General features: G+C 71.4%; 16 protein-coding genes and 1 pseudogene. 7 read left to right on the plus strand and 10 right to left on the minus strand.

Annotation, left to right across the window (positions count from 1 at the left end):
* Positions 1 to 94: 94 nt before the first annotated feature.
* Together V3N99_04650 and V3N99_04655 are read right to left on the minus strand one after the other, a co-directional pair.
* Entirely contained in the window at positions 95 to 313 is a 219-nt protein-coding gene (locus V3N99_04650; GenBank protein MEO3936033.1) for a hypothetical protein, read from the minus strand.
* 287 nt (positions 314 to 600) lie between these two features.
* Entirely contained in the window at positions 601 to 957 is a 357-nt protein-coding gene (locus V3N99_04655; protein ID MEO3936034.1) for an HPF/RaiA family ribosome-associated protein, read from the minus strand.
* Positions 958 to 1,138: 181 nt separating this feature from the next.
* Here V3N99_04655 and V3N99_04660 point away from each other — a divergent pair, with 181 nt between their 5' ends.
* The 6 genes and pseudogenes from V3N99_04660 (at position 1,139) to V3N99_04685 (ending at position 4,359) form a co-directional block, all read left to right on the plus strand.
* Positions 1,139 to 1,936 carry a GAF and ANTAR domain-containing protein gene (locus V3N99_04660; protein ID MEO3936035.1) on the plus strand — a complete coding sequence of 266 codons (798 nt, stop codon included), beginning with the start codon at positions 1,139 to 1,141 and terminating at the stop codon, positions 1,934 to 1,936.
* Between the two features lie 163 nt (positions 1,937 to 2,099).
* Positions 2,100 to 2,732: a hypothetical protein gene (locus tag V3N99_04665; GenBank protein MEO3936036.1), complete on the plus strand. Its 633-nt coding sequence runs from the start codon at positions 2,100 to 2,102 to the stop codon at positions 2,730 to 2,732.
* Positions 2,733 to 2,752: 20 nt separating this feature from the next.
* Positions 2,753 to 3,067 (plus strand): hypothetical protein, encoded by a 315-nt coding sequence (locus V3N99_04670; GenBank protein MEO3936037.1) that lies wholly within the window; start codon positions 2,753 to 2,755, stop codon positions 3,065 to 3,067.
* 184 nt (positions 3,068 to 3,251) lie between these two features.
* The gene (locus tag V3N99_04675) at positions 3,252 to 3,593 is read left to right on the plus strand and encodes a hypothetical protein (protein ID MEO3936038.1); all 342 of its coding nucleotides are present in this window, start codon (positions 3,252 to 3,254) and stop codon (positions 3,591 to 3,593) included.
* Positions 3,590 to 4,075 (plus strand): universal stress protein, encoded by a 486-nt coding sequence (locus tag V3N99_04680; protein MEO3936039.1) that lies wholly within the window; start codon positions 3,590 to 3,592, stop codon positions 4,073 to 4,075. Before V3N99_04675 ends, V3N99_04680 begins: the two co-directional genes overlap by 4 nt.
* Before the next feature lie 71 nt (positions 4,076 to 4,146).
* A pseudogene (locus V3N99_04685) lies at positions 4,147 to 4,359 on the plus strand (SPFH domain-containing protein).
* Between the two features lie 257 nt (positions 4,360 to 4,616).
* On the opposite strand, the gene V3N99_04690 reads toward V3N99_04685, so the two are convergent.
* From V3N99_04690 to V3N99_04725, 8 genes are all read right to left on the minus strand, one after another.
* Positions 4,617 to 6,989 carry a phosphoketolase family protein gene (locus tag V3N99_04690; GenBank protein ID MEO3936040.1) on the minus strand — a complete coding sequence of 791 codons (2,373 nt, stop codon included), beginning with the start codon at positions 6,987 to 6,989 and terminating at the stop codon, positions 4,617 to 4,619.
* Positions 6,990 to 7,143: 154 nt separating this feature from the next.
* On the minus strand, positions 7,144 to 8,613 hold the full coding sequence (locus V3N99_04695; GenBank protein ID MEO3936041.1) for an SPFH domain-containing protein: 1,470 nt from the start codon (positions 8,611 to 8,613) through the stop codon (positions 7,144 to 7,146).
* 50 nt (positions 8,614 to 8,663) lie between these two features.
* Positions 8,664 to 9,179 carry a hypothetical protein gene (locus tag V3N99_04700; protein ID MEO3936042.1) on the minus strand — a complete coding sequence of 172 codons (516 nt, stop codon included), beginning with the start codon at positions 9,177 to 9,179 and terminating at the stop codon, positions 8,664 to 8,666.
* Positions 9,180 to 9,394: 215 nt separating this feature from the next.
* Positions 9,395 to 10,564: an acyl-CoA dehydrogenase family protein gene (locus V3N99_04705; GenBank protein MEO3936043.1), complete on the minus strand. Its 1,170-nt coding sequence runs from the start codon at positions 10,562 to 10,564 to the stop codon at positions 9,395 to 9,397.
* 81 nt (positions 10,565 to 10,645) lie between these two features.
* Complete coding sequence (locus tag V3N99_04710) at positions 10,646 to 11,560, minus strand: oxidoreductase (GenBank protein MEO3936044.1); 915 nt, start codon at positions 11,558 to 11,560, stop codon at positions 10,646 to 10,648.
* The gene (locus V3N99_04715; protein ID MEO3936045.1) at positions 11,557 to 12,582 is read right to left on the minus strand and encodes an LLM class F420-dependent oxidoreductase; all 1,026 of its coding nucleotides are present in this window, start codon (positions 12,580 to 12,582) and stop codon (positions 11,557 to 11,559) included. The genes V3N99_04710 and V3N99_04715 overlap by 4 nt, the downstream gene beginning before the upstream one ends.
* A gap of 71 nt (positions 12,583 to 12,653) precedes the next feature.
* Positions 12,654 to 13,142 (minus strand): 5-(carboxyamino)imidazole ribonucleotide mutase, encoded by a 489-nt coding sequence (gene purE, locus V3N99_04720; protein MEO3936046.1) that lies wholly within the window; start codon positions 13,140 to 13,142, stop codon positions 12,654 to 12,656.
* A 40-nt stretch (positions 13,143 to 13,182) separates the two neighbouring features.
* On the minus strand, positions 13,183 to 14,382 hold the full coding sequence (locus V3N99_04725) for a 5-(carboxyamino)imidazole ribonucleotide synthase (GenBank protein ID MEO3936047.1): 1,200 nt from the start codon (positions 14,380 to 14,382) through the stop codon (positions 13,183 to 13,185).
* Between the two features lie 89 nt (positions 14,383 to 14,471).
* Here V3N99_04725 and V3N99_04730 point away from each other — a divergent pair, with 89 nt between their 5' ends.
* Complete coding sequence (locus V3N99_04730; protein ID MEO3936048.1) at positions 14,472 to 14,996, plus strand: GtrA family protein; 525 nt, start codon at positions 14,472 to 14,474, stop codon at positions 14,994 to 14,996.
* Positions 14,997 to 14,998 lie beyond the last annotated feature (2 nt).

Raw genomic sequence — 14,998 nt, forward strand, 5'->3', positions numbered from 1 at the left:
ACCCACGGTGGCGACCCGGTTTCCTGCGGTGACGACAACTGTCTGGGCGCAGCCGCCGACCCCGTCTGCGACCGTGGGGACGGTGCGTCGTCGCTCAGATCTCGAGGAGACCCTCGCCCCCCATCCAGTCGTCGAAGCTGAGCCAGGCGGCGGTCCGGGGAGCCCGCCCCGAGTGCGGTTCCACCAGCGACAGATCGGGCAGCGCGCAGACCATGACCGGCGCGGAGGCGAACCGGACCGACGCCCGGCGCCTGCCGGCGAGGCTGGGACGCGCTCCGTGGACGGCCCACGAGGAAGAGGTAGGAGGGTGCATGGTGATCCTGTCGACAGATGATCACCGAGGTGTCCGGCTCGGGGCGAGTGCTCCTGGGACCGGCAGCGGACGGCCGGTCCCTTTCCGGACCTGCTGGATCTCCAGCACGTCGAGACTACAGGGTCCACCGCACGTACGGGACCTGTGCATAGTGAAAGTCCTCGGCGAGTGCATAGTGAAAGTCCTCGGCGAGAAACGGTGAATACACGTCGTTCTCCCGATGGTCGACGGTCTCGCCGACCTCGCTGAGCAGGCAGAGGGTCGGCGGGGTCGGCTCCGTCGGCGCGTCAGGCATGTCGACGCGCCGCCTGCCCGCTCCGCCGGCCCCGGCGGCTCTCCAGCACGTGCGCCAGCTTGTGGGCCGCACCACTGACCGCCTCGTCCAGGGTGTCGGCATGGTGGGTGGCGACCACCGCGGGCTGGCCCTCGAGGACCGCGTCGATGATGCACCTCATGTCGTGTGCAGTCTCCCGCCCACCGCTCTCGTCGGCGAGGTGCACCTCGACACTCGTCAGAGGGAACTCGTGGGGAGCGAGCACCGAGTCGACCTCGGACGCCACTCTCGCGATGAGCCCCTCGTGGCCGGTGATGTGGTTGTCCGTGTGGACGCCGACGTGCATGGTGGTCCTTCGTGGTGCGCTCATGGAGCGGTGGATGGGTCCCCTCCCGACGATTGCCCCCCCGCGCGGGGCGGCGGTAGGGGCGAAGGTCCCGGCCGCGGGACCGTGGGTTACGCGCGGCGGGCTACTCTCGGGGTATGGACGGGGTCCGTGAGCGCCATCAGGGCTCGCACCGACCGGGTCCCCTGCTGAGGAGCCTCACGAGATGACGGACCATCGCGCCGATGACGACGGCTCCGCCGATCCCCAGCGCTCACAACGGGTGCATGACGACGAGGACCTCGCGGTCAGCCTCTCCAACCTCGCCGGACTGGTCAGCGGGGCGACCGGTCTCGATGGCGTGCTCGAGCAGGTGGCGACCTTCGCCGCCAACGCCATCCCGGGAGCCGACGGTGCGGGCGTGACCCTGCTGCGGGTCGACCGCACCGACAACCGGGTCGAGGCGCTGGCCGCGAGCCACCCGTTCGTCGCCGAGATCGACCGGATCCAGTACGTCACCCTCAACGAGGGCCCGTGCATCACCGCCGCCCTCGAGCGGCGCACCGTGCGCTCGGGTTCGCTCGGCGGCGAGAAGATGTGGCCACGCTTCGGCCCTCGCGTCGGCCGCCTGGGCATCAACAGCGCGCTGTCGCTGCCGCTGCTGCTCCCGGGGCAGGTCGTGGGCGCGATCAACGTCTACGCCCGCGCGAAGGACGTCTTCGACGACCTCGCGACCGACATCGGTGAGCACTTCGCCCGCCCCGCCGCGGTGGCCGTGCACAACGCCCAGGTGCTCGCCCAGGCGCAGGCCCTCACGCTCCAGCTGCAGACCGCGCTGGCCAGCCGTCCCGTCATCGACCAGGCCATCGGGGTCCTGCGGGCGCGCCGCGGAGGCACCAGCGACGAGGCGTTCGCGCGGCTGCGCGAGATCAGCCAGCGGGAGCACACCAAGCTCGTCGACGTGGCGCAGCGCATCGTCGACGAGGCCGTCGGCCGCGCCCGCGCCCGCGACGCCGACGGGTGAGCGGCCGGTCGGCGACCGCCCATGCCGTACGGTGAGCCGCGAGAGCCCTCCCCTGCACGGGTCCTGACCCCTGCCCACCGGCTCTCGCTATGGACGGCAACCCCGCTGCCCGAGGACCAGGCGAGTCGACCCCGCGTTCGGGAGCGCCGGTGGAGGCGAGCCCGTGAGCACCCCAGGCTTCGCCCGCGACCTGATCTGGCTGTCGCGGACCCTCGAGGATCCCGTCGACCCGGTGGGGCACGACCTGGTCGGTGCCGTGACCGCGCTCGAGGTCAGTGCAGCCGATTCGGTGACGTCGTACCTCGGCCTCAGCCTCGTCCTGCAGGGACCGTCCTCCCCAGGGGTGCGCGCGACCCCATCACTCACGATGAGCACGCTCCCCGGGAGTGATGGCCGGACGGCGGACGACCTCCTCATCGGCTCCTCGCTGCTGCTCCCGCTGCGCCCGCCGGCCGGGTCGAGGACGACGGACGGGCCTGATCTCCCCGGGTGGGACGTGGACATCGTGCTGTATGCCTCCAACGCCGGAGCCTTCGTCGACCTCGCCGCCGACCTGGCCTGGCTCGCGGGCACGCCCCTCGGGGAGGTGGAGGTCGACCAGCACCTGGGGCTCGGCCGGACCGACGAGCTCCAGGGCAGCTCGATCGCGCGGGCGTCATCGGTCGACCAGGCCATGGGCGCCCTGCTCGCGCAGGGACTCACACCCGAGAAGGCGGCGGCTGAGCTCCTGGAGCGAGCCGCGGGAGCACCTGGTGACCTGGCGGCGGCGGCCGAGCGGCTGTTGTCCGAGCTCTGAGCCCGGACCCCCGCCCTCTCTTGGCCTCTGCTCCCGGATCGGCCACCCTGCTGTGCGCCGTCCTCGGGCAGCTCGGCCACCCGTGCGTCAGCGACTGCGCCGCGTCCGACCCCGCTGTGGGCGCCGTCCGGTTCGCTTGGCGCAACCCGCGACGGGCGTCGTCCTTCCTCGTGGTGGACCTCGGCCCCGGGGTGGCCAGGGCGCCGGCGCAGAGCCTGCTGCAGAGCGTCAACCAGTGCACCAGGAAGGACGGGATCCGGGTCCTCGCGCGCCATCCGAACGAGCGGGGCCTGGCCCGGTCGTCCGGCCCGACCCCCTGGACCGTCCTGTCCTGATCGCGAGGAGGTCGCCAGCGATAGGGGGACATTGGTCCCGGGTGCGTGGCGACGGCTTGTCGTACCCTGGCCCTGCTGGGAACACAGCCAATCCGGAGAAGCTCGGCCGCCCGCCGCCGAGCCCGGGAGCAGCCACTGCTCCGTGCCGGGCTCAGCTGTGCGTGCGCCTCCTGAAGGAGCCTCCATGTCGACGACCGCCTTCCTGCCCACACCCCCCGCCCTCGCCTCATCGACCACGCTCTTCTCTGTCCTGCAGCAGCTCGGACACCAGTGCGCTGACAGCTGTCCCGCCGCCTCCGACCCCGCAATGGGCACCGTCTGGTTCGCCCGTCACGGTCGCCGACGCGACTCGTCGCTCGTCGTGGTCGACACCGCGCCCGCGGCCGACACGATGTCGGTGCACCACCTCCTCCAGAGGGTGAACGCGTGCACCCGGCGTCACCGGATCAGGGTCCTCGCCCGGCAGCCGGAGGACCGCGGACGGGCTCTGGCGTCTCTCTCGCCACAGCCGTTGGTGTCGGCATGACCGCCGCGACGGTCGTCGACGACCGGGTGGTCGTCGGGGTCGACGGGTCCGATCCCAGCCTGGCTGCGCTGGAGTGGGCGCGCTTCGTTGCCGAGGCGACCGGCAGCACGCTGGACGTCGTCGCCGTCTGGCAGCCGACGACCGCGTTCGGGCTGATGGGCGAGGGATGGGGTGCCCTGCCCACCGACTACGACCCTGATGCCCTGACCCGGGAGGCGCTCGACCGGGCCCTCAAGCGGGTCTTCGGCGACGACCTCCCCGTCTGGTGCGAGTCCCGCGTCGTGCAGGGCAACACCGCCCAGGTCCTGCTCGAGCTGAGCGCCCCCGCCCGGATGCTCGTGGTCGGCAGCCGTGGCCATGGCGGGTTCACCAGCCTCCTGCTGGGGTCGGTCAGCGCCGCGTGCACGCAGCACGCGACCTGCCCGGTGCTCGTCATCCACGGCACGACACCACCTCCCCCTCTCGCGCACGCCGGCCCGTGACCACACCGCTCGTCGGCCGGGTTGTCGGCGAGCGCGGGCTCGGCCTGCGGCTGATCATCCCCTTCATCGAGGTGCTCCACCGTGTCTCGCTGTGCATCGTCACGATGCCGACCCAGTCACAGGGCATCAACACCCAGGACGACGTCAGCGTGGACGTCTCGGCGGTCGCCTGCTTCAAGGTGGTCGATGCCGAGAGGTCGGTCGTCGCCATCGAGAACGTCTGCAGCGCGATCGACCAGGTCGCCCAGACGACCCTGCGCAAGGTCGTCGGCCAGCACACTCTCGACCAGACGCTCTCGGAGACCGACCGGATCAACCTCGACATCCGCGCGATCCTCGGCTCGGAGCCTTCCTCGCCCGCGAGACCGCCGCAGCGCAGGCTGCCCCCGGGCCCGCGCTCACCCCGGCGCCACTCGGCGGGGTCGCGACGGGGCCTGGGGTCGAGGTCGGCTGAGAACCCCCGACCCCTTCAGGACCAACGGTCCACGTCGCCCGGGCTCGGAGCCGGACGACGTGGACCCGTCTGTGTCCCTGCGGGCGGTCAGGAAGAGGCGCTCCATTCCCAGTCGAGGATCTCCGGCAGGTCGGTGCCGTGCGCGTTGATGTACCGCGAGTGCTGCACGAGCTTGTCGGACATGGTCTGCCGCAGGTGGTCTGCGGTCGCACCGAGCTGCGACAGCCGGTCGATGACGTCCTGCACGAGGTGGAAGCGGTCGAGCCTGTTCTGCACCCGCATGTCGAAGGGGGTGGTGATCGTGCCCTCCTCGACGTAGCCGCGCACGTGCAGGTGACGGTTGGTGCGCCGGTAGGTCAGCCGGTGGATGAGCGTCGGGTAACCGTGGAAGGCGAAGACGATGTGCTTGTCCCGGGTGAAGATCGAGTCGTACTCCGCGTCGGAGAGCCCGTGCGGGTGCTCGCTCTCGGACTGCAGCCGCATGAGGTCGACGACGTTGACGACCCGCACCTTGAGCTCGGGCAGGTGCTCGCGCAGGATGGCTGCGGCGGCGACCACCTCGAGCGTCGGCGTGTCACCGCATGCGGCGAGCACGACGTCGGGCTCGACGCCCTTGTCGTTGCCGGCCCACTCCCAGATGCCGATGCCCTGGGCGCAGTGCACCTGCGCCTGCTCCATGGTCAGCCACTGCGGCATGGCGTGCTTGCCGGCGACGACCACGTTGACGTAGTGCCGACTGCGCAGGCAGTGATCGGCAACAGACAGAAGGGTGTTGGCGTCCGGCGGCAGGTAGACCCGCACGATGTCGGCCTTCTTGTTGACCACGTGGTCGAGGAAGCCCGGGTCCTGATGGGTGAAGCCGTTGTGGTCCTGCTGCCAGACGTGCGACGACAGCAGGTAGTTCAGCGAGGCGATGTCGCGCCGCCACGGCAGCTCCTTGGTGACCTTGAGCCACTTGGCGTGCTGGTTGAACATCGAGTCGACGATGTGGATGAAGGCCTCGTAGCAGTTGAACAGGCCGTGCCGACCGGTCAGCAGGTAGCCCTCGAGCCAGCCCTCGCACTGGTGCTCGCTCAGCATGGAGTCGAGCACCCGGCCGGATGGAGCCAGCTGCTCGTCACCCTCCTGCAGCCGTGGCTCCCACTGCCGGTCGGTCACCTCGAAGAGGGCGCCGAGCCGGTTGGACTGCGTCTCGTCGGGGCCGAAGACCCGGAAGGTCTCGAGGTTGGCGGCCATGATGTCCCGCAGGAACTCCCCCAGCACCGCCGTGTCGTGCGCCTCGACCGACCCGGGCGCCGGCACGTCGACGGCGTGGACGCGGTAGTCGGGGATCCGCAGCGGCCGCAGCAGGAGGCCGCCGTTGGTGTGCGGGTTCGATCCCATCCGCCGGGTGCCCTCCGGCGCGAGCTGCGCCAGCTCGGGCAGCAGCGTGCCGCCCTCATCGAAGAGCTCCTCGGGGCCGTAGCTGCGCAGCCACTCCTCGAGCTGGGCCACGTGCTCGGGGTGGTCGGCGTCGACCAGCAGCGGCACCTGGTGCGAGCGGAAGCTGCCCTCGTTGCGCAGACCGTCGACGAGCTTGGGCCCGGTCCAGCCCTTCGGTGAGCGCAGCACGATCATGGGCCACCGCTCCCCGGTCGGGGTGGCCCCGGCCACGGGCTCGCGGGCCGCGCCCTGGATGGCGGTGATGCGGTCGAGCGCGAGGTCGAGGGCGCTGGCCATGAGCTCGTGCATGGTCGCCGGGTCGTCGCCCTCGACGAAGATCGGTTCCCACCCGTTGCCGTGGAAGTAGGCCACCAGCTCGTCGTGGCTGATCCGGGCGAGGATCGTCGGGTTGGCGATCTTGTAGCCGTTGAGGTGCAGGATCGGCAGCACCGCACCGTCGGTGGCGGGGCTGAGGAAGCGGGTCGACTGCCACGACGTCGCGAGCGGGCCGGTCTCGGCCTCACCGTCACCGACGACGCACGCGACCACGAGGTCGGGGTTGTCGAGCACCGCACCGAAGGAGTGGCTGAGCGAGTAGCCCAGCTCACCGCCCTCGTGGATGGAGCCGGGGGTCGAGGGCGACACGTGGCTCGAGATCCCGCCGGGGAAGGAGAACTGGGTGAAGAGGCTCTTCATACCGGCCTCGTCCTGGCTGATGTCGGGGTAGAGCTCGCTGTAGGAGCCCTCGAGGTAGGTGTGGGCGACGAGCGCCGGGCCGCCGTGACCCGGGCCGGCGACGTAGAACATGTCGAGGTCGCGCTCGCGGATGACGCGGTTGAGGTGCACGTAGACGAAGTTCTGCCCCGGCGTCGTGCCCCAGTGCCCGACGGTGAGCGGCTTGACATCACTGAGGGCGAGCGGGCGGCGCAGCAGGGGGTTGTCGTAGAGGTAGAGCTGGCCGACGGAGAGGTAGTTCGCGGCCCGCCAGTAGCGGTCCATCCGCTGCAGGAGGTCGGGCTCGAGGGTGGGACCGGTCATGTCTGGGGGCTCCATCTACCGAAAGAGGACGTGGGTCACCCGACCCTCTCGCGACCTCCCACCGGTGGCACGGGACCTTGGTCCCCCACCGTGGCCCGGCAGCCCCGTGACGGTCGAGGCCGTCACGGGGTCAGGGGGTCAGGGGGTCAGGGGGTCAGGGGCGGGGGTCCGCGTCGGCCTCGGTCTCCGATTCGGTACGGGGTGCCACGGCCGGCTGGCTGCCGTTGGTGCGCGGTGGCAGCTCGGGCCGGGCGGCGCGCGGGCGAGGCGTGGAGCCCGCCCCGGACACGAGCGACCCGACGAGACCGGCGAGGTCGACGCCCGAGACGTCCTTGACCAGCTGTTGCACCTGCGCGAAGTTCGACACCACGGCCTTGGGCAGCGCGGCTGCTCCCTCCGACGAGATGACGGTGAGCTTGTCGATGGCGGCCATGGGCGCGGCCAGCTCCTTCGCCACGAGCGGCAGCTTGTCGACGACCATCTGCAGGATGGCGGCCTGGGAGTACTCCCGGTAGGCGTCGGCCTTCTTCGACATCGCCTCCGCCTCGGCGGAACCGGTGGCGAGCGTCGCCGAGGCGGTGGCCTCACCCTCGAGGCGCGTGGCGTCGGCCAGGGCCGCACGGCGGGCCCGCTCGCCCTCGCCCTCGAGGCGAGCCGACTCCGAGGACGCCTGTGCCGCAGCGATGCTCGAGACCCGCTTGGCCTCGGCCTCCTGCTCGGCCCGGTAGCGGGCGGCGTCGGCGGGCTTGCGCACGTCGGAGTCGAGCTGACGCTCGGTGAGCACCGCGCGGCGCTGGGCCACGAGCTCCTGCGCGGTCAGCACCTCCTGCTGCTTGGCCGCCTCGGCGATCGGGCCGGCGGCGGCCGCCTGGGCGGCCGCTGCGTCGGTCTCGGCCTGGATCTCGGAGCGCTTGAGCGCCAGCACCCGCTGGGCCACGACGACGTCCTGCTCCGCCGCGATCTTGCGCTGCTCGGCGGTGCGTCGCGCGTCGGCCTCGGCGATGGTGGCGTCCTGCTGCACCCGCGCGGCCTCCGGCCGGCCGAGGTCCTGCAGGTAGGTGCCGTCGTCGGTCACGTCCTGGATCTGGAAGGTGTCGAGCACGAGGCCCTGACCCGTGAGGGCCGACTCGGTGACGTCGGCGACCTGGGTGGCGAAGCTGGCCCGGTCGCGGATGATCTCCTCGACCGTGAGCGTGCCGACGATCGATCGCAGGGCGCCCGCGAGCACCTCGGTGGTGAAGACCTCGATCTGGCCCTGCTGCGACAGGAAGCGTTGCGCCGCAGCGCGGATGGCGTCCTCGTCACCGCCGACCTTGACGATGGCGATGCCGTCGACGTTGAGCTTGATGCCCTGCCGGCTGACCGCGCCGCGGATGTTGACGGTGATGCGCCGGCTGGAGAGGTCCATCCGGCTGAGCTGCTGCACGAAGGGGACGACGAAGACGCCGCCGCCGGTGACGACCTTCTGGCCGGACAGGTCCTGTGAGGTCTTGCCCCGGCGACCGGTGACGATGAACGCCTCGTTGGGACCGGCCACCTTGTAGCGGCTGACGACGACGAGGACGACGAGGACCAGCAGGACGACGAGTCCTGCCACTCCGATGACGAGCGGTGAGACGGGCATGACGGGATACCTTCTTGTCTGAGCGGAGCCCTGCCGAAGCGGTCAGGGCGTCAGGAACGGGGCGCGTCCTGGGGCCCGGACCGGGCCACGCGAACGGCATTGGACGACAGTGCGTGGGTGACCTGCACCGAGGCGCCGGCGCCGAGCGGGAGGTCGGCGAGGGCGCTCAGCTTGCGGCGGGAACCGCGCACGGTCACCGAGACCTCGCCGTAGCCACCAGCGGGGATCGCCGAGACCACGGTGCCGGAGGCGCCGACGAGGTCGGCGGTGTTGCCGGGGCGTTCCTCCGGCTCCCCGCGCAGGGATCGGACGAGGGCGGCGGCGCCGGCGCCGACGGCCAGCCCGATCACGACCCCGACGACCACGGCGAGCCACGTGGGTCCGCCGGCGGCGAGCGTCGTGGCCCCTCCGAGACCGAGCGCTCCGGCGAAGCCGCCGAGAGCGGCGGTCGACAGGTAGCCGTCGGCACCCTCGACCGCGTCGAGCAGGTGATGGGGTAGCACGTCGCCGGCGACCAGCGACAGGAGCAGAACGGCGACCCCGACGCCCCCGATGACGAAGAACACGACCACTGGATCTGCCACTCCCTGTGCAGCGATGCGTCGAGCGACGCATCCCTGCCTCGAGCGGCGCCCGACATCCGGGGAGACTCCCCGACCCGCCACGCCCTGTGACCTCACCCTCTCACCGGGAGGCACGGATGTCACCTGGTGCCCGGGAGCCGGACGGGCCGTGTCCACGAGCCGGACAGGGCCGAGCCGCGCCCCGAACCCAGGCGGCGTTACGTGAGGAGCTGGCGGGCCATCACGATGCGCTGCACCTGGTTGGTGCCTTCGTAGATCTGGGTGATCTTGGCGTCGCGCATCATCCGCTCGACGGGGAAGTCGCGGGTGTAGCCGGCACCACCGAGCAGCTGCACCGCATCGGTGGTCACCTGCATCGCCATGTCGGCGGCGTAGCACTTGGCTGCGGCGCCGAAGAAGGTCAGGTCGTCGTCGCTGCGCTCCGACTTGGCGGCCGCGACGTACACCAGCTGGCGGGCAGCCTCGAGGTGCATGGCCATGTCGGCCAACATGAACTGGATGCCCTGGAACTCCGAGACGTGCTTGCCGAACTGCGAGCGCTCCTTGACATAGCCCAGCGCGAAGTCGAGCGCGCCCTGGGCGATACCGACGGCCTGCGCACCAATGGTGATGCGGGTGTGGTCGAGGGTGCGCAGGGCGATCTTGAGGCCCTCACCCTCGACACCGACGATGCGGTCGCCGGGGATGCGCACGTGGTCGAAGATGAGCTCGCGGGTGGGGCTGCCCTTGATGCCGAGCTTGCGCTCCTTCTCGCCGAACGTGAAGCCCTCGTCGGACTTCTCGACGACGAAGGCCGAGATGTTCGCCCCGCGGCGACCGTCGGGGTCGGTGACGGCCAGCACGGTGTAGTACTCCGAGATGCCGGCGTTGGTGATCCAGGACTTCTGCCCCGTGAGCACCCAGTCGTCGCCGTCGCGCACAGCCTTGCACTTCATGGCCGCAGTGTCGGAGCCGGCCTCGCGCTCGGACAGGCCGTAGGAGAAGCTGGTGGTCCCGGCAGCGAGCGGCGTGAGGTACTTCTTCTTGATGGCATCGTTGCCGCCGAGGATGACCGGCATCGAGCCGAGCTTGTTGACCGCCGGGATGAGCGAGCTGCTCGCGCAGACCCGAGCGACCTCCTCGATGACGATGCACGTCGCCAGCGCGTCGGCCCCGACGCCGCCGTACTCCTCGCCCACGTGCGGGGCGAAGAAGTCGCTCGCGACGAGCGCGTCGTGCGCCTCCTGCGGGTAGCGCGCGTCCTCGTCGACTGCTGCCGCATACGGCGCGATCTTGTTCTCCGCGACCGCTCGGACGGCCTCACGGATGGCCTCGTGGTCCTCGGAGATGGCGAAGAGGGGGTAGATGTCCTGCGCAGCTGTGCTCACCCCTGCAGGCTACGCCGGGGACCTCCTGGCGGACCCACCACGCGGGTGTGCGTCGTCTCACCCCGGCGCGGGACGCCCGCGTCAGCCCTTCAGCCCGAACGAGACTCCCGAGCGCTCCTCGACCTGGTCGAAGAGCGCCTGCTGCACGCCGGCGTCACGCGACGCCGCGCTCGACCCCACCAGCCGGGGCCCACCGGTCATCTCACCGGGCCCCGACGGACCGACGTAGGAGCCGCCGGGCAGGTCGGGGTCGGTGGCCGCCATCAGGGTCGGCCATGCGCCGGCCTCGGCGGTCTGGACGAAAATCCCCGCCTTGGCCACGAGATCCTGGAGGGGCTTGAGGAACGACCCGCCCATGCCCTTCTGCAGGTTGGTCGAGCTGTAGCCGGGGTGGGCGGCCACCGAGCGCACCGGAGATCCGGCCAGCGTGAGGCGCCGCTGCAGCTCGTAGGCGAGCATCAGGTCGGCGAGCTTGCTCTGCCCGTATGCCGGCCACCGGCGGTAGGCGCGGTGCTCCCAGTTGAGGTCGGCGAGGTCGATCGAGCCCATGCGGTGCGCCTGCGACGACAGCCAGACCACCCGGTCGGTCACGCGCGGCAGCAGCAGCGCGGTGAGCGCGGCGTGGCCGATGACGTTGGTGCCCAGCTGGGACTCGAAGCCGTTGACGGTGCGCGACAGCGGCGGCGCCATGACACCGGCGTTGTCGACGAGCACGTCGATCGACCCGGTGCCGCCGTCGAGGCCGTCGGCGAAGGCGTGCACCGACGCCAGGTCGGCCAGGTCGAGCTGGGCGACCTCGGAGGCGCCGCCCACCTCCCGCTGCGCGGCCTGGGCCTTGCCGGGGTTGCGGCAGGCCATCACGACGCGAGCACCCTTGTGGGAGAGCACCTTCGCCGCCTCGAGACCGATGCCGGAGTTGGCCCCGGTGATGACGATCGTGCGGCCCGACTGGTCGGGCACCGCCGTCGGTGACCACTTCTGCGTCGCCGTGCTCACCGGCGCGGCTGCAGGTGGGGGATGACGTCGCTCTCGAAGAGGTCGATGCCGCTGGTGTCGTAGGCCGCCTCGGTGAAGTACGTGATGGCGTACGTCATGCCCTGCTTCTCCAGCGCCGTGAGGTTGTGCAGGATCTGCTCGGGCGTGCCCACCGTGGGGCTGGACTTCATGCCCTCGATCTGGCCGCGCACGATCTCGTCGGGGACGCCCGCGCGCAGGTAGTGGTCGACGAGCCAGTCGAGCCGGTCCTGCACCTCGCGCTCGCTGTGGCCGATGATCACGTTGTAGTTGGCGCTGCGCACGATCGAGCCGAAGTCGCGGCCGATCGCGTCGCAGTGACCCTTGAGCACCTCGCTCTTGTGCGCGAACGTCTCGGGGGTGCCGTCGAAGTTGGTGTAGTCGGCGTACTTCGCCGCGATCTTGAGCGTGACCTTCTCGCCACCGCCGGCCACCCACATCGGGATGCCGTTCTCGGCGGACCCGGCGACCTCGGTGCCCTGCAGCGGCCGCGGCGAGCAGATCGCGCCGTCGACCTGGTAGTGCTTCCCGTCGTGGGTCGCCTTGCCCAACGTCCACATCTGGCGGAAGATCTCGACGCCGTCGCGCAGGGCGCCGAGCCGGTCGCCGGCCGACGGGAAGCCGTACCCGTAGGCGCGCCACTCGTGCTCGTACCACCCGCCGCCGATGCCCATCTCGACGCGACCGCCAGAGATGACGTCGATCGTCGCGGCGACCTTCGCGAGGTAGGCCGGGTTGCGGTAGGCCATGCACGTGCACATCTGGCCGAGGCGCACCCGCGAGGTGGCGGCGGCATACGCCGCCATGAGCGACCACGCCTCGTGCGTCGCCTCGTCGGACGGCACGGGCACGGTGTGGAAGTGGTCGTAGACCCAGATCGACTCCCACTCGCGGTTGCGGTCGGCGCGGGTGGCCAGGCCGAGCATCGTGCCCCAGTGCTGCCCGGGGTCGATGCCGACGAGGTCGAACCGCCAGCCCTGCGGGATGAACAGACCGAAACGCACGGGGATCTCCTTGGTCGTCGAGGGTGGCGGGTGAGCCGCGCTCCACACTATGTCGCGCACGGGCCCCTGCGTCAGGTGCGGCGCGCCCGCTCGCGCAGCGCGGCTCCCTTGGCGTGCGCCTGGTCGCGCAGGTCGGCCTGGAAGGCGAGCATCGCCTCGCGGAGCCGGGCCGCCTCGGGTCCCTCTCCGGCCCCGAGGATGCGGGCGGCGAGCAGCCCCGCGTTGCGCGCGCCGCCGATCGACACCGTCGCGACCGGCACCCCGGCGGGCATCTGCACGATGGAGAGCAGCGAGTCCATGCCGTCGAGGTACGCCAGCGGGACGGGCACGCCGATGACCGGCAGCGGGGTGACCGCGGCGAGCATGCCGGGCAGGTGGGCTGCCCCGCCGGCGCCCGCGATGATCACGCGCAGCCCGCGTTCGTGGGCCTGCTGGCCGTAGGCGAGCATCTCGGCGGGCATCCGGTGGGCCGAGACGACGTCGGCTTCGTACGGGATGGACAGCTCGTCGAGCGCGGCAGCGGCGAGCTGCATCACCGGCCAGTCGCTGTCGCTACCCATGACGAGACCGACGACGGGTGTCGCTGCCACAGTTGGGGATTCACTCACGGATGGCTCCTCCGAGGTAGTCGGCGGCGTGGGTCGCGCGCTCGCGGGCGTCGGCGAGGCCGTCGGCGGTGGTGGCGCTGACGTTGACGTGCCCGATCTTGCGGCCGGGCCGCACTGCCTTGCCGTAGAGGTGGACCTTCACGGCCGGGTCGTGGGCCATGACGTGGAGGTAGGCGGGGTAGAGCTCCTCGTCGCCCTCGCGGGTGCCGCCGAGCACGTTGGCCATCACCGTCCACGGGGAGCGGCTGCGGGGGTCGCCGAGCGGCAGGTCGAGCACGGCCCGCAGGTGCTGCTCGAACTGGCCCGTCACCGCGCCGTCCATCGACCAGTGGCCGCTGTTGTGCGGTCGCATGGCGAGCTCGTTAACGACGAAGGCCGGGGCCCCCGTGGCGTCGGCGACCTCGAAGAGCTCGACCGCCAGCACTCCGGTGACGTCGAGCTCACCGGCGATCCTCAGGGCGGCGGCCGTGGCCCGGGCGGCGAGGTCGGGGTCGAGGTCGGGCGCGGGGGCGAGCACCTCGGTGCAGATGCTGTCGGTCTGCACCGTCTCGACGACCGGCCAGGCAGCGGCCTGGCCCATCGGGCTGCGGGCGACCAGGACGGCGAGCTCGCGGGCGAACGCGACCCGCTCCTCGAGCAGGATGCCCTCGTGCAGACCGCCCGGCTGGCCGACCAGGGCGAGCCAGTCCTCGAGCTCGGCCGCGTCGTCGACGACCCGCACGCCCTTGCCGTCGTAGCCGCCGCGGGGGGTCTTGGCCACGAACGGGCCGCCCACCTGCGCCGCGAAAGCCTCGACCTCGGCCACGTTCGTCGCCTTGGCCCAGCGCGGGCAGGGGATGCCGAGGGCGGTCAGCCGCTCGCGCATGGCCAGCTTGTCCTGGGCGAAGTGCAGGGCCTCGGGCCGCGGATGGAGGGCCACCCCGTCAGCCTGCAGCGCGGCGAGGACCGCCGCGGGCACGTGCTCGTGGTCGAAGGTGACGACGTCGCAGGTGGCGGCGAAGGCTCGCACGGTCTCGATGTCGGTGTGGTCGCCGACCGGTGAGTGGGGCACGACGAGCGCGGCGGCCGCGTCGACGGCCTCGGCCAGGACGCTCAGCTGCACACCGAGCTCGGCGGCCGGGCCCTGCATCATCCGGGCCAGCTGGCCGCCGCCGATGACACCTACCACCGGGAAGCCGCCGGGGGTACGCATGGGCTGGTCGGGAGGGGCGCTCACGGGACAGCAGCCTAGCCAGAGCCGCGAAGCAGACGGCTCGCAGGCTGGCCCCGTACGCTCGGGGGGTGAGTGAGCAGCGCATCGCCGGCGGCGACGCACAGACCGTGCCCCCGGTCGCGGCCCGGCCGGGTCTCGTCGGCCGGGTACGGCAGCTGGCGTCGATCTTCTGGCGCGAGGTCGCGAAGTTCGGGGTGATCGGTGCCGGGGCGTTCACCATCGACCTCGTGCTGTTCAACATGCTCTTCTACGGGCCGATGGCGGGGCACCTCGCGACCTCGCGCATCATCTCGGGCGTCGTGTCGACGTCGTTCGCGTGGGTGGGCAACCGGATGTGGACCTTCCGGCACCGTCGCAACCGAGCGGCCCACCATGAGGCCCTGCTGTTCTTCGCGGTCAACGCCGTGGGGCTGCTGATCTCGACCGGCTACCTCAACGCCACCCACGACCTGCTCGACTGGACGTCGCGGCTGGCGGTCAACGTCAACAACATCATCGGGATCGGGATCGCGACGCTGCTGCGCTTCTGGGCCTACCGCCGGTTCGTGTTCGTCGCCGAGGAGCCGGGAGACGTGGCGCCGGGCGACCGCTGACG

This window comes from Dermatophilaceae bacterium Soc4.6 (assembly GCA_039889245.1).
Lineage (GTDB): Bacteria > Actinomycetota > Actinomycetes > Actinomycetales > Dermatophilaceae > Lapillicoccus.

Coding starts and splice junctions, on each gene's coding strand:
- V3N99_04650 (MEO3936033.1), bottom strand. CDS start 313: ATGCACCCTCCTACCTCTTCCTCGTGGGCCGTCCACGGAGCGCGTCCC.
- V3N99_04655 (MEO3936034.1), bottom strand. CDS start 957: ATGAGCGCACCACGAAGGACCACCATGCACGTCGGCGTCCACACGGAC.
- V3N99_04660 (MEO3936035.1), top strand. CDS start 1,139: ATGACGGACCATCGCGCCGATGACGACGGCTCCGCCGATCCCCAGCGC.
- V3N99_04675 (MEO3936038.1), top strand. CDS start 3,252: ATGTCGACGACCGCCTTCCTGCCCACACCCCCCGCCCTCGCCTCATCG.
- V3N99_04680 (MEO3936039.1), top strand. CDS start 3,590: ATGACCGCCGCGACGGTCGTCGACGACCGGGTGGTCGTCGGGGTCGAC.
- V3N99_04690 (MEO3936040.1), bottom strand. CDS start 6,989: ATGACCGGTCCCACCCTCGAGCCCGACCTCCTGCAGCGGATGGACCGC.
- V3N99_04695 (MEO3936041.1), bottom strand. CDS start 8,613: ATGCCCGTCTCACCGCTCGTCATCGGAGTGGCAGGACTCGTCGTCCTG.
- purE (MEO3936046.1), bottom strand. CDS start 13,142: ATGGGTAGCGACAGCGACTGGCCGGTGATGCAGCTCGCCGCTGCCGCG.
- V3N99_04725 (MEO3936047.1), bottom strand. CDS start 14,382: ATGCGTACCCCCGGCGGCTTCCCGGTGGTAGGTGTCATCGGCGGCGGC.